Raw genomic sequence first — 24,659 nt, forward strand, 5'->3', positions numbered from 1 at the left:
CTATAGTTTCCTAGTAGTCGTTACATACCTTATAATGTGAATGATTATTATTTACAGATATGAGGGACATCCATGAATCTATTAAGCAAAAGCCTTTTGGCTTTCATAGTCACGTTAAGCGGTACCGTTTACGCCTCTGAAGTTCGTCATTACAAAGGCCAAGACGTCAACACGGTTGATGAAGCCATCGCTGTACTGAAAGAATATAACCCTAAGCTACAGGCGTTATTAGAATCAGGCGAATTAAAGCCGCAAGACATGGGCAAAATCCACGAAATGACTTACAGCATGGAGAATGCCTTAAAGATATTAGAAGGGTCGCTGAAGATCACTCAGCGCAACCTCGAAGAGCTACACCTTTCTTCTGAGCGCATGGAAACTGAAAAAGCCAAGATTTACGGCAAACTCTACTTAGACGACGCCGCTTTTTATACCGATAAAAAGTAGAACTCAGGCAAAACTCCCAGCAGAGCTTTTATAGCTCTGCCCCACATTTCTTGCAATGCACCGCATCGGCGTCATGGCCTTCGTAGGAACATGATGGGCAGGCGTTATTAGTAATTTCTTTCTCTTTATGTTCTTTAATCGCTTGGCGGGTGATTTCTGCACTATAAATGCCCGTCGGTACAGCGATTAGGCCATAACCCATGATCATGATGCAGGATGCCAGAAACTGGCCCAACGGCGACTGCGGGGAGATATCGCCGTAGCCTACCGTGGTTAAAGTTACGATCGCCCAGTAAATCGAGGTTGGGATACTGGTGAAACCGTTTTCAGCGCCTTCGATCACATAAATCAATGAGCCAAAAATCACAACGAGCAGTATAACGGTGTATAAAAAGACACTAATCTTGGCATGACTGTTACGCAGGGCTTTCATCATCATGCTGGCTTCGCCAATATAGCTGGCGAGTTTAAAGATTCGGAATACGCGTAACACACGTAAAATTCGAATGACTAAGAAATACTTGGCGTCGGCCAAGAACAAGGCTAAATAGGTCGGTAATATCGATAAGAGATCAACAATACCGTAAAAGCTTCTGGCGTACAGCATGGGCTTGCGCACACAAATTAAGCGCAAAATATACTCGATGGTAAAAAGGACCGTAAAGCTCCACTCAGCCACAAACAAGCTCGTTTGATATTTGGTGGAAATAGAGTCAACACTATCCAGCATCACTGCAAAAACACTAGCGAAAATACTGATGATCAAGAAAACATCAAAGGTTTTGCCCCAGCCCGTATCAGCCTCGAAAATAATTTCATGAATTTTTTCGCGCCACGGCGCCAGCGGTTCGCCTTCATCAAAGTTATATCTTTTGTGGATTGTCTGTCGACTCATTGATATTTTTTGCCCTACTTTTGGAATTATTTCCCAGTAGTGTCATCATAAACCGATACTTGCAATATTCAAACTTTGCCCTAATTATTTATATTCATGTGTTTTTCACGGCAAAAGATGTAAAAATAGATGTTTTAGACGTCCAAAAGATGTAAAATTCGATTACTTTTTGACCGTCATGGATTACCTGACGGCCTTTTTGTAAGTGTATCCCACACAAATTAAGGTATTAGTTACGCAATGAGCAATTATTCCGTCTTTACTTCTGAGTCTGTTTCAGAAGGCCATCCAGATAAAATCGCTGACCAAATTTCTGATGCTGTGCTTGATGCCATCTTAGAGCAGGACACAAATGCCCGTGTCGCTGTTGAGACTATGGTAAAAACAGGCATGGTTATTGTCGCTGGTGAAGTCGCGACCACAGCTTGGGTTGATATCGAAGGTATTGCCCGTAAAACCATCGAAGATATCGGCTACACAGGCTCCGATATGGGCTTTGACTTTAGTTCATGTGCCGTATTAAACGCTATCGGCAAACAAAGCCCTGATATCGCTCAGGGTGTTGACCGTGATGATCCAGACGCACAGGGCGCCGGCGACCAAGGCTTGATGTTTGGTTACGCCAGTAATGAAACTGACGTTTTAATGCCGGCTCCAATTACTTATTCGCACCGCTTAGTTGAGCGCCAAGCGCAACTGCGCAAAAACGGCAGCCTAAAATGGTTACGCCCTGATGCAAAAAGCCAGCTGACGTTCCGTTATGAAGACGACAAGCCTGTGGGCATTGACGCTGTCGTATTATCAACGCAGCACACGCCAGACATCACGCAGAAAGACTTACAAGAAGCGGTAATCGAAGAGATCATTAAACCAGTATTACCTGCTGAATGGGTGACTGGCGACACCAAATACTTCGTCAATCCAACCGGTAAGTTCGAAATCGGCGGCCCAATGGGTGACTGTGGTTTAACTGGCCGCAAAATTATCGTCGATACTTATGGCGGTATGGCGCGTCACGGTGGCGGTGCTTTCTCGGGCAAAGACCCGTCGAAAGTAGACCGTAGTGCAGCATACGCTGGCCGTTACGTCGCGAAAAACATTGTTGCCGCAGGTTTAGCGGAGCGCTGTGAGATTCAAGTGTCTTATGCGATTGGAGTATCTGAACCAACATCCATCAGCGTCAACACATTTGGCACAGGCAAAATTAGCGAAGACAAGTTAGTTCAGCTCGTTCGTGAGCATTTCGACTTACGTCCACGCGGCCTGATCCAAATGCTGGATTTATTGCACCCTATTTACAAACCAACAGCAGCTTACGGTCACTTCGGTCGCACTGAAGATACTTTCACGTGGGAACGCACTGACAAAGCCGAAGCGCTTAAAGCTGCCGCTGGTCTATAGATTTTCGTTTTTAAATACACGTAACCAATTATTGGGAACAACATGACAGATTACATTGTAAAAGATATCAGCCTCGCTTCATGGGGTCACAAAGAAATTGAAATGGCGAAAAGCGAAATGCCAGGCTTGATGCAAATTCGCGAAGAATATGAAGGCGAACAGCCACTAAAAGGCGCGCGCATCGCAGGTTCATTGCACATGACGATCCAAACCGCCATGTTAATGGAAACACTCATCGCGCTTGGAGCCGAGGTACGTTGGGTTTCTTGTAACATCTACTCTACGCAAGATCACGCTGCGGCAGCGATGGCTGACCAGGGTATTCCTGTGTTCGCGTACAAAGGCGAAACGCTAGACGAATACTGGGACTACACGCACCGCATCATGAAATGGGGCGACGGCGGTTCTCCAAACATGATCCTAGATGATGGTGGCGACGCGACGATGCTACTTATCCTAGGTAGCCGTGCTGAAAAAGACATCAGCGTATTGGATAACCCAGGTAGCGAAGAAGAAGTTGCTCTATTCAAGTCAATCAAAGCGAAGCTGGCTGAAGACGACACTTTCTACTCACGAACGCTTGCTGAGATTCAAGGCGTGACCGAAGAAACGACAACAGGTGTTGCTCGTCTTTACCAAATGAAGAAATCTGGCGAACTACCATTCCCAGCGATTAACGTTAACGACTCAGTGACAAAATCTAAGTTCGATAACTTGTACGGCTGCCGTGAGTCGCTAGTCGACGGTATTAAGCGTGCAACTGACGTGATGATCGCGGGTAAAGTCGCAATCGTTTGTGGTTACGGCGACGTCGGTAAAGGTTCTGCGCAATCGCTACGTGGCCTTGGTGCAACCGTTTGGGTAACAGAAATCGACCCGATTTGTGCATTACAAGCAGCGATGGAAGGCTACCGTGTGGTCGATCTAGAAGATCCGAACGTGGTTGAGCAAGCAGATATTTTCGTGACAGCAACCGGTAACTACGACATCATTCGCCATGAGCACATGGAACGCATGAAAGACCAAGCGATCGTTTGTAACATCGGTCACTTCGATAACGAAATTAACATCGCTAGTTTAGAAGACTACGAATGGATCAACATTAAAGACCAAGTTGACCAAGTGGTATTCCCAGACGGTAAGCGTATTACCTTGTTAGCAAAAGGTCGTCTAGTAAACCTTGGTTGTGCTACAGGCCACCCAAGCTTCGTCATGTCGAACTCGTTCACTAACCAAGTTCTAGCGCAAATCGAACTTTGGAAGAATGGTGACAAATACGACAACGACGTTTACATCCTACCGAAACACCTGGATGAAAAAGTTGCCAAGTTACACCTAGAGCGCATCGGCGCGCGTCTAACCACGCTAACCGACAAGCAAGCAGCTTACATCAACGTTGAAGTCGAAGGCCCATATAAGCCTGAACACTATCGTTATTAATCACTTTTAGCTGTGATGCAAAAAAGTCGGCAGTTGCCGGCTTTTTTGTACCTAAACAATTTAACCAACCCCACCAACCAGCAACACCTCACCTAGTTTTTTCAAATACCTAAACTTGCAAACTAAGAATAAACACTAACTCTATAAAAATATCATTATTCGTAAAAAGCGGTGACAAATTCCTAATATAACTACCCATTACGCCTTAAAGATACTGGATATAGCGGTCAACACGTCCGCTGATCCCTGGGTTATCTCTATAATGGACACTTGTAAATAAAGACTAATGATAATAGAGTCCGAACGAATTCTTATAATAAAATGTTAAATGTAATCGAATATGAATCTTCTGAAGCACCAAGAAGAGTTATTTTTTTCGCTAAGGATGGCCGTGAAACGTCATAGCACGAGGGAAATCATTTATAAGTCTGAATGGCTCGGTTACTTGCCGTATGGGCTATACCATTGGGTTGAGGTTGATGGCGAAGAAATTAAACCAAGTAGCCCTGATTCATTACATGATGACCTTTCTTTACTAGTTAAGGCCGGCGCATTAAAAGTAGTAAAAGAAGTGCAAATTAACGATGAAGATAACCACATCTATTATGAGCTTGAGGCAGAGTAAATATTTAACAAGTTTAGGCACCGCGACCCAATACACTCCGCTTGGAAAATTGATGAGGTCAGAGTATATTAGTTTACTTCGAATTATACTCTAACTTCGTTTTCAAAGATTATGAAAAGAAAGACTTTCTTAATTGAGTTCTTAGGCGCGATTGGTGCCGAAGAAATACACTGGAAAACTGAATCAGAGACAAGTATTGCTGGAACAGTGTTTTATGAGATTGGAAACTCAGAAGAAACTCAAGACTTTGTATGGCATGCTCAAGAATATGATATCCCGTCGGATAAAGTACTACTTCTTGCTGAATTGCTTCACGAAAATAAATTATTAAGCCTAGATAAAATAACAGTAAGTAGACAAGAATTACACAAACTATTCTGTGCCAAAATTGGGTATATTATGTCCGAAGAGGAATTCCTATCGGTACTCAATGCGTTAAAGTCAATAGAGGTGCCGATGGTTGATAATGGTAAGGAAACTGATATATTTTTTATCCATGAATAATACAGCCTACAATTAATGTCTAAGACGCTCAAAGAAAATCAGCCAACCAAACCACCCTTTGAGACTTATCCTCAAATACGCGATAATAGCGCCACGATTGATTCAATCACAAAGTTTATATTATGAATAACGCAACTCTGAAAGAGCGCGATCTGGCCGTTTTATGGCATCCCTGTAGTCAGATGAAGGACTACGAGAAATACCCGATGACGCCGATTAAGAAAGGTGATGGCGTCTATCTCGAGGACTTTGATGGTAATCGCTATATCGATGCGGTGAGCTCATGGTGGGTCAATATTTTTGGTCACGCCAACCCAACCATTGCGCAGGCGATGAAGGATCAGGTCGATCAGCTGGAGCACGTTATTTTCTCTGGCTTTACCCACGAGCCTGCGATTGAGCTGGCGGAGAACTTAGTAAAGATTACGCCACCAGGCTTAGACCGTGTGTTTTACGGCGAGAACGGCTCGTCAGCAGTCGAGATTGCGTTGAAGATGAGCATTCACTACTGGCAGCTTATGGATAAGCCCGAAAAGACTCAGTTCGTGACGCTAGAAAATGGTTATCACGGCGAAACTACCGGTGCTTTGGCAGTTTCTGATGTGGGGCTTTATAAAGAGCCTTACGAAACCATGATGTTTGATGTGATGACGGTTCCTTCGCCTGATTGCTATTACCGCGAGGAAGGCGAAAGTTGGGAAGAATATTCACGCCGTCAATTTGTGCATATGCGCAAGTTGATCGAGGAAAAGCATGAAACAGTAGCAGCAGTCATACTTGAACCACTGGTTCAGTGCGCTACCGGCATGCGTATGTACCATCCGGTGTATTTAACCGAGTTACGCAAGCTGTGTGATGAATACGGCGTGCATTTAATTGCCGACGAAATTGCCGTTGGTTTTGGTCGTACGGGCACTTTGTTCGCTTGTGAGCAGGCTGATATCACGCCTGATTTTATGTGTCTGTCGAAGGGTTTAACCGCGGGCTTTTTGCCTTTGTCGGTGATGATGACTCGTGAAGAAATTTTCGAAGCATTTTACGATGATTATGAAACCCTAAAAGCGTTTCTTCATTCACACAGCTACACAGGCTATGCCACAGGTTGCGCGGTGGCTAATGCTACATTAAAGATTTTCCGCGAGCAGCCGATTATTGAAAATAACCAAGAGTTAGCCAAGCACATGGCGCAAGCAACTGCTCACTTCGCTGATCATCCAAACGTAGCTGAAGTGCGTCAGACGGGCATGATTCTGGCGGCAGAGATGGTGCAAGACAAAAAGACTCGCCAAGGTTATGACTGGAAAGAACGTCGCGGTATGCGCGTTTACGAATACGCCTTGTCTCGTGGCGCCCTACTACGTCCTCTTGGTAATGTAGTTTATTTTATGCCGCCTTATGTAATCACGCCTGAAGAGATTGATAAACTGGCTGATATCGCTTGGAAAGGCATTCAATTGGCGACTAAAGACTAATTCACCATAAGGGCTTACCGTGCGTATTTCTCGTATTTATACTGCTGAAGAATTAAACGTAGGCCAACTGCTTCAGCTGGATCATGAAGCAAGCAATCATTTAAGCCGTGTATTGCGTCTTAAAGCTGGCAACCCCGTTACTTTATTTAACGGTGATGGTGTCGATTACCATGGCGTGATTGAGGCCATTGAGCGCAACCAAGTCAGTGTCCATATTCAAAGTTGCCAATCGCAAAATCTCGAGTCACCGCTTCACATTCATCTATACCAAGGTGTCTCCCGTGGTGACAAGATGGACTTAACCTTACAGAAAGGTGTAGAGCTCGGCATTAAGGAGTTTACGCCACTGCTAACCGAACGCTGTGGCGTGAAACTCGACCCGAAGCGTTGGGAAAAGAAAGTTCAGCACTGGGAAAAAGTGATTCAAAGCGCCTGTGAACAATGTGGGCGCTCAACCTTGCCGAAATTGAATCCTGTTATTGATTTATCTAGTGCGTTAGAACAAACGAATAGCTCCCACCACTTCTTTCTTCATCCTGATGCCAAGCACTCTTTTAGTGCCTATTCGGATGCAGAACCAACTGGCACAATTGCTTTGTGGGTAGGTCCTGAGGGAGGCTTTAGTGACAAAGAAATCGAACAAGCCCTCAATAACAATATTACAGCCGTCCAACTAGGACCACGAGTGTTAAGAACAGAAACTGCTGCCCTGGCCGCTGTTTCGGTGATGAATACCTTATGGGGTGATTTTAAATAAGAATAAAGTCTAACCGTGAGACTCTTAAATGGCATACCATCAAAAAAAGCAGCTTATGAGCTGCTTTTTTTTCTTGGCTGAATATCAAACTTAGGCTGAAGCTAATTTAGTTTCAATAAAATCCAAGTCGGGGATCAAAGCTTTCTTGCCATCAACCTTCACCCAAGCTTTAACACCATCATCTTGACCTTGGATTTCGTCGGCAATGAATTCCGAGTTTTCTTCATCTACTGGAACCAGACGCGGAATACCTCGCACCATCAACGCTACAAAGGGCACTTCTTCATTACCATTAAGCGTGTAACAAATAGCAATTCGTGACCGTTTGATATCACCTAGATCTTTTTTTCCTTGCAAACGCTCAATAGCCACAACCGGAATCGTTTGGTTGCGCCAAATTACGGTACCGACTTTCCAATGATCATTGTTTTCAATATCATCGTCCAACGATACATTCATAAAGGGTACAATTTCTGCAATTACAGTATTTGGTAACAACAAGCTATCATCTAGCATCGGTACTAAAAAACTGTATACATCTTTAACTGTCTCAGTCATGCAACTTCTCACGCATATTGATCAAGTGAACTGTGACTCTCTAAGAAATCACACAATTGTCTCGCTAATCCTTCGGGGCTGTCTTTATAAATGACCTTTCCCGTCCGCATCATATTTAACGGCATTGATGCCTGCACACACGTTTCCAGCGTCTGGCACCAAATCTCAACATCATTCTCGTCAAGAGCATCAGCACTGGCAGCGCCATCATCATCCATCCCACTAAATACTATCGCCAGTTTTTGTACGTTTGGCAACTCTAGGGACGACTCAAACATCTGATTAATATTTGGGGCGTAAGGTGCGTCCCAAGATTGTTCAGAGAGGTAAATCCGTCCTTCAGGATTAAAGCTGATTTTCCGGTCAATAGGCGCTATATAAAGCTTGCCCGGAAGAATCTGTTTGTTGCCATCAATAATTTCTGCACTAAAAAAAGGGTGCTCATTTAACATCGCCTCAAGGCTAGGTAGAAACTCTTGAGTAATATGATTCCCTAACACAAAGCACACTGGCAAAGCCTCGTTTGGTAAAGCATCAATAAATGCTTTAACTGCCGCCGGACCTCCTGTCGAGCCTCCTAATAATACTAATACTGTATTCATTGGCGTCCCTTTGCTAAATGTCTAGCTCCAACATCTCCTCGATAGTTGAAAGGAGTTTTTCCTCATTATACGGCTTACCTAAATATTGATTCACACCAATTTCTTGAGCACGTTCACGGTGTTTCTCACCCGTACGCGACGTAATCATAATAATTGGGATGTGCTTCAAGCGTTCATCGTGTCGTATAATCGTTGCCAACTCAAAACCATCCATACGCGGCATTTCAATATCCAATAACATAACATCTGGAATATCATCATGTAGCTGAGTAATCGCATCGACACCATCTTTCGCTGTCAGCACTTGATATTGATGACGCTGCAATAATCGCGCCGTAACTTTACGTACCGTAATCGAGTCATCCACAACCATAACCGTAGGAATGCGATCTTCTTGAGTCACTTCCTCGACCAGACCCGCTTCGTGGGCGAAATCCCACTCGTGGAAACGATCCACCAAGGTTTGCATATCAAGAATTAAAACAACGGTACCATCACCAGTAATCGAAGCGCCTGAAATACCTGGGACTGTCGAAATCTGACGGCCAACGTTCTTAACGATAACTTCTCTTGAACCCAATAACTCATCCACGTGTACGGCAATTGGCTTACCTTCACCATGGATGATTAATACTGGTACATATTCATCAACCGGCGGTACAATTTCAGAATTACGCTCGAGAATTTGTCCAAGATAACGTAACTCAAACTCTTCACCTAAATGTTCAAAGGTGTCTTTCTTACTTTGATAAATTTCTAATAACTCATCCGCTTTAACACGCGCTACCGTCGTAATATTCGACAATGGAATTGCGTACGGCTCGCCTTTGACCTTAACCATTAATGCTTGGTTAGACGATAAGGTAAACGGTAAACGAACGGTCATGGTTGTACCTTGACCATCTTCAGAGTTCACGTTTAAGGAACCACCCAGCTGAAGAATTTCGCTGTGTACCACGTCCATACCAACACCACGACCTGAAATCTGCGTGACTTTATCAGCAGTAGAGAAACCAGGCTGTAGAATCAAACGATACAGTTCACGATCCGATGGCTGGTAAGATTCGTCGATCATTCCTTGCGCCACGGCACGTGCTTTTACTTTGTCTTTACGGATACCTGCGCCATCATCAGCAATTTCGATATAAACTTCATTACCACGACGACTCAAGTTCAGTTTTACCTGTCCCTTCTCTGGCTTACCCGCACGCTTACGGTCAGCTTTGCTTTCAATACCATGGTCAATCGCATTACGCAGCATATGATCTAGAGGAGCTACCATACGTTCAATTACCGTACGGTCCATCTCGCCTTCTGATGTCAGAATCAAATCAACTTCTTTATTCAGTTCACTCGATATTTGGCGAACCATACGACGCAAGCGACTCTCAATACTGTTAAACGGTACCATTCGCGTACGAATTAAGCGATCTTGTAACTCGGTATTTACTCGACCTTGGGCCAATAAGGTTGCTTCGGCATCACCAACTTTAGTATCTAATGTTTCCTGAATCGAAACTAAGTCACTCGCAGCCTCAAGTAAGCTTCGGGTTAGCTCTTGCTGACGGGTATATCGGTCCATTTCCAAAGGATCGAAGTCATCAAAGTCGCCTGAAATCTCTCGGCGATATAAAACCTGGGCTTCCGTTTCAATTTCAAGATTACGTAATTGGTCACGTAAACGATCAACTGTCGACGACATCTCGCCTAAGTTGAAGTTTAAGTCAGCGACTTGTTGTTCTAATCGCGAGCGGAAAATCGAGCTTTCACCAGATAAGTTCACGAGGTTATCTAGGATTTCAGAACGGACACGAATTACGTCTCGGCTAGCAGCGTCTTTCGCAGCCTCTTCTTTTTCCTTCTGACGGTCAACCAGTGAAACAACATTAACATTTGCTTGCTCGTCAGACTCTGCAAGGTCTCGTTTATCCAGCTGATCCAGTTGCGCTCGAATTGCGTCGTGGTCATTGGATAAACGACGCTCAAAATCATGTGGTATTACTGGCATTTTTCCGTCTTTGACAGAAGCGACCATGTTGGTCAATTGCTCATGTCCTGCCTTTAATAACTCCACCCAACGCTGCTGTCCTGCACGAGTATCTCGTTGTAAGAGCTCAACACAATCTTCTAAAGAATCCGACAAGATGGCTATTGGTTTAATTAAAGCCAGTTTGGCGCCACCTTTCAGGGTATGCAGGCTTCGGTGAGCCTCTTTAAGTGGCTCTGATTTAGAGAAGTTATCGGCCCAACTTTCAACAGAAGCATAGTAGCCATTTAATAATTCGGGGGCCTCGCCTAAGAACAGGTCAACAAGCTCCTGCTCCCACATATCTTCTTTCTGTTCTTCTTCTACTGGCTCTGCTGTTTCAACGCTTGAAGTTTCAGTGTCGTCTGCAACTACAGCTTCTTCAACCTCATCTACAGACTCTGCCTCTTCGACAGTAGCCGTACCGCCGGACTTTTCTATTTCAATGAACTTATCTATTTCAGTCAGCAGAGACTGAGGCGATGGAATACTTTCAGGAGTATTTCTTGATGCAAAGATCTCCATCAACTTATCTTCTGCTTTGGTCGCTAATTGAATAGCTTGCGGAGAAGCACTGATCCGCTTTTCCATGATCGCAGTGTAAAGGTCTTCTAACCCATGCGCTAAGTCACCAATCGGTGTAAATCCAGCCATACGCGCACTACCTTTCAAGGTATGCAAATTACGCTGCAACTCACCTATTGGCGCTATGTCTGATGGTTTGCTTCGCCATTGCTCTAATAGCTGTGCATCGCTATCAAATAATTCTTCGGCTTCTTCTGTAAAGATTTCAAGTAGCTCATCATCCATTTCGAAATCTAAACTAACCGTATCAATACTGTGCTTGGCTGCGGCAGGTTGCTCAACTTCTTCTACAGGTTCTTCATCAACGTCATCTAATTCAGTTGAATCAGTTTCATCCTGAGCAGTCTCTTCCACAGCATCGCTAGAGTCAGAATCAAGAGCTTCAGTCTCGATAGGTTCGTCTTCGGTTGAATCCTGAGCTTCTTCATCAGACAACTCTTCAATGACAGTTTCATCAAGTTCTGACTCAATACCTTCAGCGTCTTGTTCTGTTACTTCAACTTCAACGTCGTCTTGCTCTTCGCTTGAGTCCAGCTCTAAAGATTCTTCTTCCGGCTCTTCAAGGGTGACGTCTTCATCTAAATCACTCTCTTCTACAATATTATCTTCTGGGCTATCAGTAGAAGCTTCTTCTGGAACTTCAGTGTCATCAGAAGATTCTTCTTCACTTATTCCTTCAAGATCAAGATCCCAGTCCAACTCAGAATCTTCTTCTTGAGCTTCGTTAGTGGCTTCGTCCACAGGCTGCTCTTGCTCGCTCTCTCCAGCTGACCAATCAACCAACTCTAAACCATCGAGTTCTTGCTCAAGGTCTTCAGATGATTCATCGCTTTCAGCATCTGATGTATCGCTGTCACCGGAGTCAACAATGTCGATATCGTCTTCACTACCACTATCAAATAAAGCATCATCCAATAATTGGAGGCCATCGCTAGAATCACTCTCGCTAACTGAGTCACTCTCTGCAGCTGCTTCAGTATCTTCAGTAGAGTCTTCTGATGTTAATTCATCGGTGTCTTCTGAAGAGTCTAAATCTTCAAGTTCTAAATCAATGAAGTCAAAGTCAGACTTCTCTTCAATATCTTGTGGCGCCCAAGTATCAAGAGCCTGTACTAAATCTTTAGCAGCAGGGATTGATAAATTAGCCGCTAAACAGTCAAATTGATTTTCTAACTGCGAGTAGCTTTCTGTTAGCAGTACACCTAACGAGGTATCAACTTCAGCAGCGGCTAGGTTGCGCTGTAGTGCTCCACTTAAACTATCAACAACCGCTTGAATTTCATCTATATCAAGCTCCATCAGGATGCCCGATAATCGATCGACCGAGGCTAAAATATTACCGACAGCATCAGTCCGTTCTGCCTTAGGGGTTTCATGCAAGTTGGTTGCATCAATATCAGCCAAAACATCAGCAGCAATATTAAATACGTCTTTCAATAACTCTGGATCCCTGCCCTCATCGGTACTAGAAGCATCACTGTCAAAGCGTGTTCTAGCCTTAGCTAATTGTTCAAGTAAAGCCGCTTCATGCGCTTCTATAACCGAATCATCTTCTGGTGCGGCTATAATGTGTTGCAGCAATTCTTTTGTATGGGCGACTAGCGCCATATCTTCTTTTTCAGCCATGATTCCACGAGAATTCAACTCCTGGAAGTAGCTTTCTACTGGCCCTATTACATTAGCTAACGATTTCAAATCGGCAATATGGGCAACGCCTTTAAGGGTATGCAAAGAACGGAGCAAATTATCACTTATGTGGCTCTGAGTAATACCTTGTTCAAGCTGTTTAGCAAATGCATCTAAGTTTGCGATATGGTCGTCTGCTTCTTGTCTAAACACCTCAAACAATTCCTGTTCAGGAGTTTGTTCTTCAGCGTCATCCGTACTAGTTGCGACTTCTTCCTCAACCTCTGGCGTTTCCGTAATCTCTTCAACAGGTTCTTCTGCTGCACCTTCTTCTACAGGTTCAGATGCAACCAATTCACCCTTGCTGATTTTATCCGCTCGCTCTGCTAAATCTTGTGGGAAGTCGGTTGCTTTTCCTTCCGCGTAGTCTTTAACCATGCTTGGCAACTTATCTGCCACAGCTTCGACGGTTTCCATTAATTCTTGGCTGAAATCAATGCTGTTATCAATGAGTCGATTCAACATATTTTCAACAGACCAACTTAACTCACCAACATCCATAGCACCAACCATACGGCCGCTGCCTTTTAATGTATGGAAGTTGCGTCGGATCGTAGTCAAAGCATCTTCGTTTGTCTGATCATTTTTCCACACAGGAAGCAGGCTATGCATCTCTTCCAGCACTTCCTCTGCTTCTTCAATAAATATTTCACGAACTTCGTCATCAATTAAGTCGTCATCATCGTCTTGATCACCGGAAGCGACTTCTTCAACAGATTCTTCAGTTGATCCATAATTATCATCAATCAGATCTTCTTCCGGCTCTTGCTTACCGACCATTTCGATATCAGGCATATCCAATGAGTCTTCAAGCACTGGTAGTGCGTCTGACTCAAGACTTCCGTAATGATTTTCAAGCTCTTCAATACTATTAACTGCCCGCTGCAAAACGATTGGTAACCCATGTAAGCCAGATGACATCAAGCCTTCAAGGTAGTAGTCAACCGAACTTAAAGCATCCGCTAATGTTTCTACTTCATTATCGCTTAATACTACTTTTTCGCTGATTAAATACTTACTAATGAAACGGTTAGTTTTCTGCACGACTTCATGCAAATGATCCAATTGTGCAAAGTTTAAAGCACCTTCCACATCAGATAACAGCTCTGGAACTCGTTCTAAACGCCTAATGTTGTGACTTTCATCTAAGTAGTCTGTAATGGCATCTTTTACTTTGTATAAATTTCCGCGACTTTCTTGAACCAACTGATAACGTGCATTAACCAGCTGTAATGAATCGGATATATCTGAACCTTTAGTTTCTTTAGCTAACTGATGACTATCCATCGACATGGCGCGCTGGATATAGTCTTCTAGCTTTAAAACAGTTTCAGCAATCGACACCAAACCTTGATGTCGATCAGTTTGAGTTCCATCCACTAAATCCGACACTGCCTTCATCTTTTGCTCAACAATATCGCGAGATTCCGTTAAGCCAAGCATCGCTAATGTGTCAGAAATTTTCTGCATCACTGGTAGCATTTCTTCCAGTGGCTCATCATCCAAAGATTTGGTTCGGATATATAAGTCTAATGACTCTTTGATTTCTGTGAGGTCTTGATTGATAGCACCTAGTGCAATCTTAAGACTTTCTGCACCAGGTCCTTCAAGCTGCTCTGTTTCAGCTTCAAAGTCACCTAATGACTCTAACAATTGATTAAGTTTGAACTTATTTTGTACATCTTTTACCGCTTGGTCATCGCTATCCATCTGAGCAACATAAAAGAGCATATTTGCGAGCAGTTTTTTCTCGCCTTCAGCATTAACATTCTGCTCAATAAGTTCTCGAATTCGACGGTCCAGTTGACCAAAAAGACCTTTAATTGAGTTCTTTTGTTCGGTTAATAATGGTTCCACATGACTCAAGAATACTGTTGCTACCCACCACAAGGAGTTATAAGGAACTCTTTCTCCAAGTCCCCATAGTTTTTGAGTGATGCTTTCCATTTGCTGGATATTAGCGCCAGTATCAATCTCACGCATTACCCCAAGCAGAGACTGCTGGAATTTCATCCGCATGCTTTTGACTTCAGCGACAATATCGCCATCAAGCTGAGTAGTTTGCGGCGCTTCAGGTGCTGTAACACCTTCAACTTCGATTTTAATTAAGTCTCCAGCACCTAATGGCTCCGCTTTGCGGCAGGTTCTAATAGAGTTAATTGTAGGTAATAACAAGACAGGTAAATCCGCCTTACCTTCACTGTAACGAGCAAGATAGCTACGCAAGCGCATAACGGCCGACAAAAACTCTTCATAAGCAGCTTCATTCGACTCAACAGTCTCATCGCCAATAGCTTCTGCAAGAGCTTCCATTTCCTGAGCCAGTAAAGAGGCTCCGGCAAACTCAAGAATCTGCATCGTACCGCTAATTTGATGCATACAGTTTGCACAAAAATGAATCTGAGTTTTGTCAGACTCATCATCAGCAAACGAGTTAATCGCTTGTTGAGCCTGCTCCAAAGTCGTTTCGACTTCTTCTTTTACCCAGTTAAAAGCTACTTTTGTTTGATTATCTTTCATGCCTACACCGTTCTTTGTAGCTATAATTGTCGCTGAAATGCCAAACAATTCTTTTCGTCAATTCGTACCAATTCAGGATGCTGCCAGTTAATGATTTCACCTAACCCCAACACTAACACACCCCCTGGTATCAATCGCTCGACCAATTCGCTTAAGATCTCAACGCGATCTTCTGGTCTAAAGTAGATCAATACATTCTGGCAATAAATCACATCGTAATTACGTTTTGGTGCTTTAGTTAACTGATTTAAGTTACTTTGCAAATAAAGCACACGGTTACGAATTTTTTCTTTTATTCGCCAGTGTTCCGAATCGTGACGGTTAAAATATCGCTCACGAATTTCTGGAGCAATCATGTGAATTTTTCGTTCACTATAAATTGCTTTTCTTGCGGCAGTCAGAGCCGGATAACTAATATCGACCCCAGTAATGCCGTAGAAAAAACGTAAGCCTTTTTCATTTAAACTACCTAAGGCTAACTCTTCCAATGCTATTGCTAAACTATAAGGTTCTTCGCCTGTAGAGCAGCCAACGCTCCATATTTGAATATTACAATCACTGTTCGCATTCGCGGATTGTATTATTTTTTGCTGGCATACATGTTGAACTAAGTCGAAAGATTCCTTATGCCGAAAAAAACTGGTTTCATGAATCGTTAAAGCATCAATTAACTGAAACCATTCCAATGAAGCCCAGTTTTTGTCCTGCAGTTTTTGGTAATACTCTTCATAATCTGACAAATCTAGAGCTCTGATCCTTCTTAATAAACTTGTTTTTAAGAAGAGTGCTCTGTTTGTCGGAATCCAGATTCCTGAGTATTGCCTGATTAAAGCCTGCCAGCGTTTAAAGCTGCCAGACTTCATCTCAGGAACATGAGTGAGTGAGTTCTGCCTCAAATGCTTCTACCTTATGTACGAGGTTTTTCACCGTCAGTAGAATCATCCTCATTCTCATCAAGACCATCCAATGTCTCGTCAATCTCTTTTAAGAAGTCTTCTTCGTCGTCATTGAAGTCTTTCAACTCTTCTTCGCTAAAGATATCGTCATCAGAGTCGTCATCAGAATCAATTATGTCTTTGAACTCATCACTGTCATCAGACTCGCTATCTACGTCTGACTCTTCGCCCTGCTCTAAGAAATCTTCTAACGATGTATCATCATCGTCTGCTGACTCTTCAGCGAATGCAGTCTCTGAGACTTCGTCTTCACTTGAAGCAAAGTCATCATTAAACTCTTCGTAGCTTGAATCGTCGCCACTGAAGATATCATCGTTGGTTGAGTCTAGCTTGAAACCAGACACTGAACGACGTAGCTCATCTGACAATAAGGTTAACTGACCAATCGACTTCGCAGTCTCTTGTGTACCTTCTGACGTCTGAGTCGTAATTTCCTGAATTACGGTCATCGTATTGGATACGTGACCAGCAGACGCAGCTTGTTGACGTGCCGCGTTCGAAATCGACTGAATCAAGTCAGCGAGGTTGGTTGATACTGACTCAATTTCTTCCAGTGCAACACCCGCGTCTTGTGCTAGACGAGCACCGCGAACAACCTCAGAAGTCGTATCCTCCATCGAGATTACCGCTTCGTTTGTATCCGTTTGAATCGTTTTAACCAGCGCTTCAATCTGTTTAGTTGCGTTACCAGAACGCTCCGCCAGTCGCTGTACCTCATCCGCAACAACCGCGAAACCACGACCGGCTTCACCTGCCGCCGATGCCTGAATTGCCGCGTTCAATGCCAGAATGTTCGTTTGGTCAGCAATATCGTTAATCAAAGATACGATGTTACCAATCTCTTGTGATGACTCACCCAGACGCTTAATACGCTTCGAGGTTTCTTGAATCTGCTCACGAATCGTGTCCATGCCTCGAATGGTGTTTCGTACCACCGAGCCACCTTTCTTCGCAATTTCCACCGACTTTTCCGCAACCTGAGAGGACTCAGATGCATTTGCAGATACCTGCTCAATCGATACCGCCATTTCGTTAATCGCGGCAGATGCGCCTGTAATCTCTTGTGCCTGTTGACGCGATGCATCAGCAAGTGCTGTCGACGTTTGCTGCGATTCTTCCGCAGACTTCGATACTTGGTCTACCGCTTCGTTAATCGCACTCACCACGCCTCGTAGTTGGTCAATGGTTAAGTTGAAGGAGTCAGCAATCGCACCCGTGAAGTCCTCGGTTACCGTTGCTTTTACCGTCAAGTCACCATCCGCCAAGCTATCAATCTCGTCCAGTAGTCGAATAATCGCTTCCTGGTTCTGAGCGTTTTCTTCTTTCTCGCGCTCTGCGGATACAACCGATTCTTGTAAACGTTTCTTCTCAGCTTTACGCTGCGATAAGTACATACCAATCAACAGCAAGATAATGAGGCCGAATAGTGCCGCTGAGATGTAAACACTACCAAAATCTGTAAAACTCGTTGATACCCCTGCAAAGGCAGCTTCAACCGCACTGGTTGTGGCTAATAGAGCTTGTGCGTTTGCATAAACGTTATCCGATGCATTTTGCACCTCAAACAGTTTTGGTGTACTAAATACAATGTAATCAACTTTCTCGTTAACGCTCTGGTAATCATCAACGATAGACTCTAATGCAGCGCGAGCTTCTGCGTTGTTAACTTGGCGGATTTCTAATAAATCATCACCATTTAACTGGCCTTCAAGATAAACACCGAAGGTACCCACGTCTTGTCCGAAGTCTTCTGCTGCAATCTCTGCCTCTTCACCACCACGCAGTACTTTCTGCATGCCTGATGAAATACGCTCTGCCAACCACTTTTGACGAGTTGCTTGGTGAACCTCTTCTGCATTGGCTCGGTTATCAAGCAGAATATCGATCACACTATCGTACTTACGTTGCATGGTTGGGATTTGTTCAGCCAACTCGTCAGCCGCGGTAAACATGCGGTTAACTACTTCTCGGTTCGCAAGAATCGAGGTGGTTTGAGGTTGAACCTTGTTCCAGTTTTCTTCTAGAGCAGCTAACTCACCATTACGGATATTATCCGGTGCAGGTGGTAGGTTACTAACCGTTTCGCCATCAATTAGATCGCGCAGGTTGCCTCCAAACTGCCTAGCCGCCGACTCCAAATCGCCAAAAGCGCTTTGTGTACCCTGTGCGGCCTCCGAGGCGTTGGTCGCGATCTGCTGCGACAATACCTTCATATCCGATGCTAGCTCAATACGCTTACTCTGATTTTGACCTTGTAAAAAGCCATAACCAGCGTTTGCCGCTAGCGCAATCAAAATTACGACCAAAAGAAACGCATAAATACCGATACCAGAACGGCCTGCTTTTTTCCTGTTTTTAGTGGTCTCACTCATAGGTTGCTCCCGAGACTTCTTGACTTCATATTGTTGTAAAAATTAGACGGCGACCTGATGGAACTCAGGACTTTCAAACAGTTCTTTAATTCCAAAAATTCGCCATAGTTCTCCGTCACGCTCAAAAGCACCAATGATGTAGGGTGCTAATACAGCGTCAGCGGTCAAGCCCTTGTCAACTTGCTCATCTTCATCAAAATGATGCAAGCCACGAATATCATCCACAACCAGCCCCAAATAAGAACCGTCCTGATCGACGACCAGTACGCGTTGTTTGAGGATGCTTCGTGAGCTTGAACGCCCGAGATATTCTTGTAAATCGACCAACGAAAGTAAGACACCGCGAAGATTAGCGACGCCTTTATGCCAAGGTTTGGTTCCTGGAACTTTCGTGGTTTGCGGAACAGGGATTAGCTCAACAATTTCATCAATTGGAACTATGTAGTTAACCCCACTTAAGCTAAAGCCGATCCCGCTCCAAAAGGCTTCGCCTCGAACATCACGCTGAGGCAATGAATCCTTATGATCCTGTCCACGTTGACGAATATCGTCAAGTAGTTGGACAACACTGCTCATGTGTGTTTCAGGCATAAGCTCTTATGATCCTAGTACGTTATTAATTGATTCGACTAACGCCGACTCATCCACTGGTTTAGTAATATAGTCATTGGCTCCTTGACGCATACCCCAAACACGATCGGTCGCTTGTGATTTGGTGGAGACAATAATAATAGGAATGGCTGAAGTGCTAGAATCTTTTTTCAGCTGACGAGTCGCTTGGAAACCATTAAGGCCCGGCATTACCACGTCCATTAAAATTAAATCTGGTGTATTAGCTTTTGCTGATGCGATACCAGATTCACCATCTGGAGCCGTAATTACCTGATGACCATTCTTTTCTAAAATCTTGGTCAAACTGTGCGCTTCTGCTGGAGAATCGTCAACTATCAGTACACGCGCCATTTTTTCTACCTCTCTTTAAAATAACAGCCACAAACAATTACACGGCAGTTGCTGCATTACCGTCTAATTGTGTGGAAATAGCATTTAATAATTCGTCACGGCTGAAAGGTTTAGTTAAATAATTATCCGAACCTACAACTCGGCCTTTCGCCTTGTCGAACACCCCGTCTTTACTAGAAAGCATTATTATCGGGGTTTTCTTGAAAGCTTGATTACTCTTGACCAAGGCGCAGGTTTGATACCCATCGAGCCTTGGCATCATTATATCAATAAAAATGATATCAGGCTTGTAATCTGCAATTTTTGAGAGCGCATCGTAGCCGTCGACTCCCGTTACAACATCACAACCTTGCTTCTTTAAAAGTGTTTCCGCGGTGCGTCGGATGGTTTTACTATCGTCCACCACCATCACTTTTAATCCATTAAATAAATCACTCATCTACTGGTTACCTATGAATAGTGAAAATCCACTATTTAATAATAAGTTAGCGACCTTTCTTCAACTGTTTTTTAACTTTATAGCTACCTTTTACCACAAAAGTAGCAAAGTCGCAAAGTAGATCACAATTCCAGACTAATTCGCTTGCCAATTGCTTGCAAGCTTTTTCTCCTAATATTATGTATTTAGCTTATTACAATAACGTGGTAATTTATTACAAAATGACAACTATTTTCTAATATGTCCCATTCTGTGCTTGTGGTGATGGATCCTATTGTTTCCATCAAAACGAAAAAAGACACGACTTTTGCGCTAATGTTGGAGGCTCAACGTCGTCATTGGCAAGTTTATTACTGCCAACCTCAAGATCTTTATTTAACCAAAGGTCACGTTTTTGCAAACTGCCAGCAGGTTCAGTTGCAAGACAATCCTGACGATTGGTTTAGTTATATTGACGCTGCTCCTGTTGAGGTTAATTGTGGGGAGTTTTCGGCGATTTTGATGCGTAAAGATCCTCCATTCAATATGAATTATATCTACAGCACTTACCTGCTTGAGCTGGCTCAGAATCAGGGTGCTTTAGTAGTCAACGATCCGGCTAGCCTGCGAGATTGCAATGAAAAGCTGTTCACAGCATGGTTCCCAGAACACACTCCTAAAACGTTAGTAAGCGCCAACCCACACAAGCTAAAAGCATTCGCCAAAGAGCTGGGAGACGTCATACTTAAACCGCTTGACGGTATGGGTGGCGCCTCCATTTTCAGGGCTAAAGCTGACGATCCTAATTTATCAGTCATCATCGAAACGTTAACCAGCCATGGCCAAGACTTAGCTATGGCCCAGCAGTTTATTCCTGAAATCACTGAGGGCGACAAGCGTATTTTGATTGTGAATGGTGAAGTGATTCCTTACACGCTGGCACGAATCCCATCAAAAGGCGAAACCCGCGGTAACCTAGCGGCCGGAGGAAGCGGTGTGCCAATGCCCATCACAGAAGAAGAAAAGGCTATTGGCGAGGCTATTGCTCCTGAACTGGTGAAAAGAGGTTTATTATTTGTCGGGCTGGATGTGATTGGTCGTTATGTGACAGAAATTAACGTTACCAGTCCAACTTGTATGCGAGAATTAGAAAACGAATACCATATTAATATTGGCGAAAAACTGTTTGCCGCATTAGAACAACAACTCATGGCATAATTTAGGGCTGGGCGATAAATAACTTTCATGAATCAAGCTGCTACTCAATCTCAGGCGCGGTCTAAAGACGCCGTTACTTTAAAAGTGTCCCCGATAAAATCGGGTGACCGCTTGAAGTTCACGTTATTTATGGCGGTTTGCTTTCACTTGATTGTTTTACTCGGCATACGTTTTACTTTGCCTGAAACCCAGTCGAGTCAGATCCCTTTGTCGCTTGATGTTACCCTAGCGCAAAGAGAAAGTCTCAAAGCACCCGAAGATGCTAACTTTATTGGCCAGAAAAACCAGGAAGGCGCAGGCGATGCAGCCGAAGCCAGCCGCCCAACGACTCAGCTTGAGCATTTTAAAAACACCGAAGGTACAACGAATACTCCTTCGCTGGAAGTCCTACCAAGACCCACCCAAAAACAACAAAAGCTCGATTTCGTGACCAGCATTAGCTCTGATTGGAACGCTTCGACCAGCATTGATCCCGATAAAACTGTGGCAGATATTGATTTGCCAACGATTGTTAGCCCACCTCCAGAAGATTTGAAAAAGCGCAATCTAGAACAAGATGCTACCGACAAGTTAAAAACACGCGGTACCAGAACGCGTCAAATCTCTGCGGCAGTTAAACAGTCTCCGGCTGACGCGGCTTACCTAGAAAGCTGGCGACGTAAAATTGAACAAGTCGGGAACCTCCATTACCCCGAACAAGCTAACCGCCTTGGAATTTACGGCGACCTTAAACTCAAAGTGGCCATTAATAAGGCAGGCGAACTGGTTAGCGTAGAAATTCTCGAGTCGTCGGGTAAAGAGGTTTTAGACCAGGCAGCACTACAAATTGTCCGACTATCCGCACCTTTCGAGCCTTTGCCAGATTCTATTCGTGAAACTGCTGATGTCTTAGAAATTGTGCGCCTCTGGAATTTTGAGAAAAAGCCCTAATATTAAGAACAAGACTAAGCGACTCACAATAAAGCTGATATAATTTAATCATGGAATCAATTCAATCTTTGTCCGATCATTTATTAATCGCTATGCCGACATTAGAAGATTCGTTCTTCTCACGTAGCGTCACCTACATCTGCGAACACTCAGAAGAAGGCGCTCTGGGGATTATGCTGAGCCAGCCGCTGGAAGCGACTTATCATGAGTTATTTGACCACCTTAAGATTTCCAGCACCAACCAAGAAGTTCTCGATTACTCGTTACTCGCTGGCGGTCCAGTCGATAAAGAACGTGGGTTTATCCTACACAGCCCCTTAGGAAGCTGGGAATCATCGATGACGATTAGCGACGAGATTGCTTTATCGACCTCGGAAGATATTTTAGCGGCTATTGCCAATAGGGAAGGTCCCGAAGAAGCCGTCATTGCACTCGGTTATTCGGGCTGGGATAAAGGACAGCTGGAAAAAGAAATCGAAGACAATTCTTGGCTTATCGTTCCAGCAAATAAAGACATTATCTTTCACACCACGCCACAACAGCGTTGGCAAAAAGCCACAAAATTGCTGGGCATCGACTGGACGCAACTAACTGAGCACAGCGGACATGCCTGACACCTCAGAAGACAAGAAGCCTCTACTTCGTTTTCTTGGCTTTGATTTTGGTGAGAAACGAATCGGCGTGGCAACCGGTCAAAAAACACTAGGCACCACACAAGCTCTGTGTGTATTAAAAGCGGAAAACAACCAGCCTAATTGGGACTCGGTTGAGGCTTTGATCAAAGAGTGGCAAGTAGACGCCTTTGTGGTGGGACTACCCTTAAATATGGATGGCACTGAGCAGCCTGTAACGCTGATGGCTAAGAAATTCGCTAACCGTCTGCATGGGCGCTTTGGGCTACCGACTTTTACTCATGACGAACGACTCAGTACGGCTGAAGTTCGTGAATATCTTTTTGAGCTGGGTGGTTACAAAAAAATTAAGGATTCAGACTTCGATGCTTACGCTGCTGAGTTAATCCTAAAAAGTTACTTTGAGTCCCAAGGATAAAATCGTTATCGACCGTTCTTGTCTAGCCTAAAAGAAAACCCAGCATTTTGCTGGGCTTTTATGTGTAGCCGTTAGCGACAAACAAACGTTTAGAACATATTGCTTGAGCGGTCGTCGTCCATCTCAACCTGCAAGCCTTCAGTACCATCCGTAAGTGAGTCAGCATCTTTCTCATGCAACTTAATACGTAGACGTAAGTCGTTCGCTGAATCAGCGTGGACTAACGCATCGTCATACGTAATCTCACCTTTAACGTAAAGCTCAAATAAGGCTTGGTCAAAGGTCTGCATACCGAGTTCAGTAGAGCGTGCCATCAACTCTTTAATCAGATGCACTTCACCTTTGCGGATATGATCTGAAATCAATGGTGAGTTAATCATAATCTCAATCGCTGCTCGACGCCCTTTACCATCAACGGTCGGAAGTAGCTGCTGTGCAATAACGGCTCGAAGGTTCATCGATAAATCCATTAACACTCGAGTGTGCTCTTCTTTCGGGAAGAAGTGCAAAATACGATCCAGTGCCTGGTTGGCGTTATTGGCGTGCAAAGTACATAAACACAAGTGACCAGTCTCAGCGAAAGTAATCGCCTGCGACATGGTTTCCTGAGAACGAACCTCACCAATTAGAATAACATCAGGTGCCTGACGTAGAGTGTTTTTCAGCGCCACTTCAAACGACTCAGTATCGATACCCACCTCACGCTGGGTAATAATACATTTATCATGGCGGTGTACATACTCAATCGGGTCCTCAATACTGATGATATGGCCATAAGAATTACGGTTCCGATAACCTATCATTGCTGCCAGCGAGGTTGACTTACCAGTACCGGTCGCACCAACGAAAATGATAATTCCGCGTTTTTTCATCACCAAGTCATTCAAAATACTCGGAATTTTAAGTTCTTCAGTGGTTGGGATCTTGGTTTCAATACGACGCACCACCAGGCCAGGTTGGTTACGCTGGTAGAAAGCACTGGCACGGAAACGACCGACATTCTCAACACTAATTGCGTACTGACACTCTTTATTTTCAGCGAACTCTTTTCTCTGACGATCATCCATTGATGAATGAATCAGTTCTTCAACCTGTGCCGGCGTTAACATCGATTTAGTAACAGGGCGAATTTTGCCATGCATTTTGATACAAGGCGGACGATGAACTGTAATGAACAAGTCCGAGCCTTTGTTTTCCATCAACGCTTTTAATAATGGGGTAATATCCATGCTAA

General features: G+C 44.0%; 21 protein-coding genes. 11 read left to right on the plus strand and 10 right to left on the minus strand.

Going from position 1 to position 24,659, the window contains the following annotated elements:
• Positions 1-72: 72 nt before the first annotated feature.
• On the plus strand, positions 73-447 hold the full coding sequence (locus tag TQ33_RS10710) for a DUF6746 family protein (protein WP_052735289.1): 375 nt from the start codon (positions 73-75) through the stop codon (positions 445-447).
• Positions 448-475: 28 nt separating this feature from the next.
• On the opposite strand, the gene TQ33_RS10715 is transcribed toward TQ33_RS10710, so the two are convergent.
• Positions 476-1,342, minus strand: a complete 867-nt coding sequence (locus TQ33_RS10715) for an ion transporter (protein ID WP_046562030.1) — start codon at positions 1,340-1,342, stop codon at positions 476-478.
• Positions 1,343-1,582: 240 nt separating this feature from the next.
• Between TQ33_RS10715 and metK the strand changes: the two genes are divergently transcribed.
• The 6 genes from metK (at position 1,583) to TQ33_RS10745 (ending at position 7,541) form a co-directional block, all read left to right on the plus strand.
• On the plus strand, positions 1,583-2,743 hold the full coding sequence (metK, locus tag TQ33_RS10720) for a methionine adenosyltransferase (protein ID WP_046562031.1): 1,161 nt from the start codon (positions 1,583-1,585) through the stop codon (positions 2,741-2,743).
• Positions 2,744-2,785: 42 nt separating this feature from the next.
• Positions 2,786-4,183: an adenosylhomocysteinase gene (gene ahcY, locus TQ33_RS10725; RefSeq protein ID WP_046562032.1), complete on the plus strand. Its 1,398-nt coding sequence runs from the start codon at positions 2,786-2,788 to the stop codon at positions 4,181-4,183.
• A 391-nt stretch (positions 4,184-4,574) separates the two neighbouring features.
• Entirely contained in the window at positions 4,575-4,808 is a 234-nt protein-coding gene (locus TQ33_RS10730) for a hypothetical protein (RefSeq protein ID WP_144405977.1), read from the plus strand.
• A gap of 111 nt (positions 4,809-4,919) precedes the next feature.
• Positions 4,920-5,312: a hypothetical protein gene (locus tag TQ33_RS10735; protein WP_046562034.1), complete on the plus strand. Its 393-nt coding sequence runs from the start codon at positions 4,920-4,922 to the stop codon at positions 5,310-5,312.
• Positions 5,313-5,434: 122 nt separating this feature from the next.
• On the plus strand, positions 5,435-6,784 hold the full coding sequence (locus TQ33_RS10740; protein ID WP_046562035.1) for an adenosylmethionine--8-amino-7-oxononanoate transaminase: 1,350 nt from the start codon (positions 5,435-5,437) through the stop codon (positions 6,782-6,784).
• A 19-nt stretch (positions 6,785-6,803) separates the two neighbouring features.
• Complete coding sequence (locus TQ33_RS10745; protein WP_046562036.1) at positions 6,804-7,541, plus strand: 16S rRNA (uracil(1498)-N(3))-methyltransferase; 738 nt, start codon at positions 6,804-6,806, stop codon at positions 7,539-7,541.
• Positions 7,542-7,631: 90 nt separating this feature from the next.
• On the opposite strand, the gene TQ33_RS10750 is transcribed toward TQ33_RS10745, so the two are convergent.
• The 8 genes from TQ33_RS10750 to pilG are packed head-to-tail and all read right to left on the minus strand — an operon-like array spanning position 7,632 to position 20,248.
• Complete coding sequence (locus tag TQ33_RS10750; protein WP_046562037.1) at positions 7,632-8,099, minus strand: chemotaxis protein CheW; 468 nt, start codon at positions 8,097-8,099, stop codon at positions 7,632-7,634.
• Between the two features lie 8 nt (positions 8,100-8,107).
• Complete coding sequence (locus TQ33_RS10755) at positions 8,108-8,701, minus strand: chemotaxis protein CheB (RefSeq protein ID WP_046562038.1); 594 nt, start codon at positions 8,699-8,701, stop codon at positions 8,108-8,110.
• Positions 8,702-8,714: 13 nt separating this feature from the next.
• Positions 8,715-15,518, minus strand: coding sequence for an Hpt domain-containing protein (locus TQ33_RS10760; protein ID WP_046562039.1), 6,804 nt, complete (start codon positions 15,516-15,518; stop codon positions 8,715-8,717).
• Positions 15,519-15,538: 20 nt separating this feature from the next.
• Positions 15,539-16,381, minus strand: a complete 843-nt coding sequence (locus TQ33_RS10765) for a CheR family methyltransferase (protein WP_052735290.1) — start codon at positions 16,379-16,381, stop codon at positions 15,539-15,541.
• 44 nt (positions 16,382-16,425) lie between these two features.
• Positions 16,426-18,846 carry a methyl-accepting chemotaxis protein gene (locus tag TQ33_RS10770; protein WP_046562041.1) on the minus strand — a complete coding sequence of 807 codons (2,421 nt, stop codon included), beginning with the start codon at positions 18,844-18,846 and terminating at the stop codon, positions 16,426-16,428.
• Between the two features lie 42 nt (positions 18,847-18,888).
• Positions 18,889-19,437 (minus strand): chemotaxis protein CheW, encoded by a 549-nt coding sequence (locus TQ33_RS10775; RefSeq protein ID WP_046562042.1) that lies wholly within the window; start codon positions 19,435-19,437, stop codon positions 18,889-18,891.
• Positions 19,438-19,443: 6 nt separating this feature from the next.
• Positions 19,444-19,809: a response regulator transcription factor gene (locus TQ33_RS10780; protein ID WP_046562043.1), complete on the minus strand. Its 366-nt coding sequence runs from the start codon at positions 19,807-19,809 to the stop codon at positions 19,444-19,446.
• Between the two features lie 37 nt (positions 19,810-19,846).
• Positions 19,847-20,248: a twitching motility response regulator PilG gene (gene pilG / locus TQ33_RS10785; RefSeq protein WP_046562044.1), complete on the minus strand. Its 402-nt coding sequence runs from the start codon at positions 20,246-20,248 to the stop codon at positions 19,847-19,849.
• A 240-nt stretch (positions 20,249-20,488) separates the two neighbouring features.
• Between pilG and gshB the strand changes: the two genes are divergently transcribed.
• The 4 genes from gshB to ruvX are packed head-to-tail and all read left to right on the plus strand — an operon-like array spanning position 20,489 to position 23,425.
• Positions 20,489-21,445, plus strand: a complete 957-nt coding sequence (gene gshB / locus TQ33_RS10790) for a glutathione synthase (RefSeq protein ID WP_046562045.1) — start codon at positions 20,489-20,491, stop codon at positions 21,443-21,445.
• 27 nt (positions 21,446-21,472) lie between these two features.
• Positions 21,473-22,375: an energy transducer TonB gene (locus tag TQ33_RS10795; protein ID WP_046562046.1), complete on the plus strand. Its 903-nt coding sequence runs from the start codon at positions 21,473-21,475 to the stop codon at positions 22,373-22,375.
• 50 nt (positions 22,376-22,425) lie between these two features.
• Positions 22,426-22,989, plus strand: a complete 564-nt coding sequence (locus TQ33_RS10800) for a YqgE/AlgH family protein (RefSeq protein WP_052735291.1) — start codon at positions 22,426-22,428, stop codon at positions 22,987-22,989.
• On the plus strand, positions 22,982-23,425 hold the full coding sequence (gene ruvX / locus TQ33_RS10805) for a Holliday junction resolvase RuvX (protein WP_046562047.1): 444 nt from the start codon (positions 22,982-22,984) through the stop codon (positions 23,423-23,425). Before TQ33_RS10800 ends, ruvX begins: the two co-directional genes overlap by 8 nt.
• Positions 23,426-23,514: 89 nt before the next feature.
• On the opposite strand, the gene TQ33_RS10810 is transcribed toward ruvX, so the two are convergent.
• Positions 23,515-24,654 carry a PilT/PilU family type 4a pilus ATPase gene (locus tag TQ33_RS10810; protein ID WP_046562048.1) on the minus strand — a complete coding sequence of 380 codons (1,140 nt, stop codon included), beginning with the start codon at positions 24,652-24,654 and terminating at the stop codon, positions 23,515-23,517.
• Positions 24,655-24,659 lie beyond the last annotated feature (5 nt).

This window comes from Kangiella geojedonensis, assembly GCF_000981765.1.
Lineage (GTDB): Bacteria > Pseudomonadota > Gammaproteobacteria > Enterobacterales > Kangiellaceae > Kangiella > Kangiella geojedonensis.

Bases quoted from the DNA above. Each gene is read 5' to 3' on its own strand.
- TQ33_RS10710 (WP_052735289.1), top strand. From the start codon at position 73: ATGAATCTATTAAGCAAAAGCCTTTTGGCTTTCATAGTCACGTTAAGC.
- TQ33_RS10715 (WP_046562030.1), bottom strand. From the start codon at position 1,342: ATGAGTCGACAGACAATCCACAAAAGATATAACTTTGATGAAGGCGAA.
- metK (WP_046562031.1), top strand. From the start codon at position 1,583: ATGAGCAATTATTCCGTCTTTACTTCTGAGTCTGTTTCAGAAGGCCAT.
- ahcY (WP_046562032.1), top strand. From the start codon at position 2,786: ATGACAGATTACATTGTAAAAGATATCAGCCTCGCTTCATGGGGTCAC.
- TQ33_RS10735 (WP_046562034.1), top strand. From the start codon at position 4,920: ATGAAAAGAAAGACTTTCTTAATTGAGTTCTTAGGCGCGATTGGTGCC.
- TQ33_RS10740 (WP_046562035.1), top strand. From the start codon at position 5,435: ATGAATAACGCAACTCTGAAAGAGCGCGATCTGGCCGTTTTATGGCAT.
- TQ33_RS10750 (WP_046562037.1), bottom strand. From the start codon at position 8,099: ATGACTGAGACAGTTAAAGATGTATACAGTTTTTTAGTACCGATGCTA.
- TQ33_RS10755 (WP_046562038.1), bottom strand. From the start codon at position 8,701: ATGAATACAGTATTAGTATTATTAGGAGGCTCGACAGGAGGTCCGGCG.
- TQ33_RS10760 (WP_046562039.1), bottom strand. From the start codon at position 15,518: ATGAAAGATAATCAAACAAAAGTAGCTTTTAACTGGGTAAAAGAAGAA.
- TQ33_RS10765 (WP_052735290.1), bottom strand. From the start codon at position 16,381: ATGAAGTCTGGCAGCTTTAAACGCTGGCAGGCTTTAATCAGGCAATAC.
- TQ33_RS10770 (WP_046562041.1), bottom strand. From the start codon at position 18,846: ATGAGTGAGACCACTAAAAACAGGAAAAAAGCAGGCCGTTCTGGTATC.
- TQ33_RS10775 (WP_046562042.1), bottom strand. From the start codon at position 19,437: ATGCCTGAAACACACATGAGCAGTGTTGTCCAACTACTTGACGATATT.
- TQ33_RS10780 (WP_046562043.1), bottom strand. From the start codon at position 19,809: ATGGCGCGTGTACTGATAGTTGACGATTCTCCAGCAGAAGCGCACAGT.
- pilG (WP_046562044.1), bottom strand. From the start codon at position 20,248: ATGAGTGATTTATTTAATGGATTAAAAGTGATGGTGGTGGACGATAGT.
- gshB (WP_046562045.1), top strand. From the start codon at position 20,489: ATGTCCCATTCTGTGCTTGTGGTGATGGATCCTATTGTTTCCATCAAA.
- TQ33_RS10795 (WP_046562046.1), top strand. From the start codon at position 21,473: ATGAATCAAGCTGCTACTCAATCTCAGGCGCGGTCTAAAGACGCCGTT.
- TQ33_RS10800 (WP_052735291.1), top strand. From the start codon at position 22,426: ATGGAATCAATTCAATCTTTGTCCGATCATTTATTAATCGCTATGCCG.
- ruvX (WP_046562047.1), top strand. From the start codon at position 22,982: ATGCCTGACACCTCAGAAGACAAGAAGCCTCTACTTCGTTTTCTTGGC.
- TQ33_RS10810 (WP_046562048.1), bottom strand. From the start codon at position 24,654: ATGGATATTACCCCATTATTAAAAGCGTTGATGGAAAACAAAGGCTCG.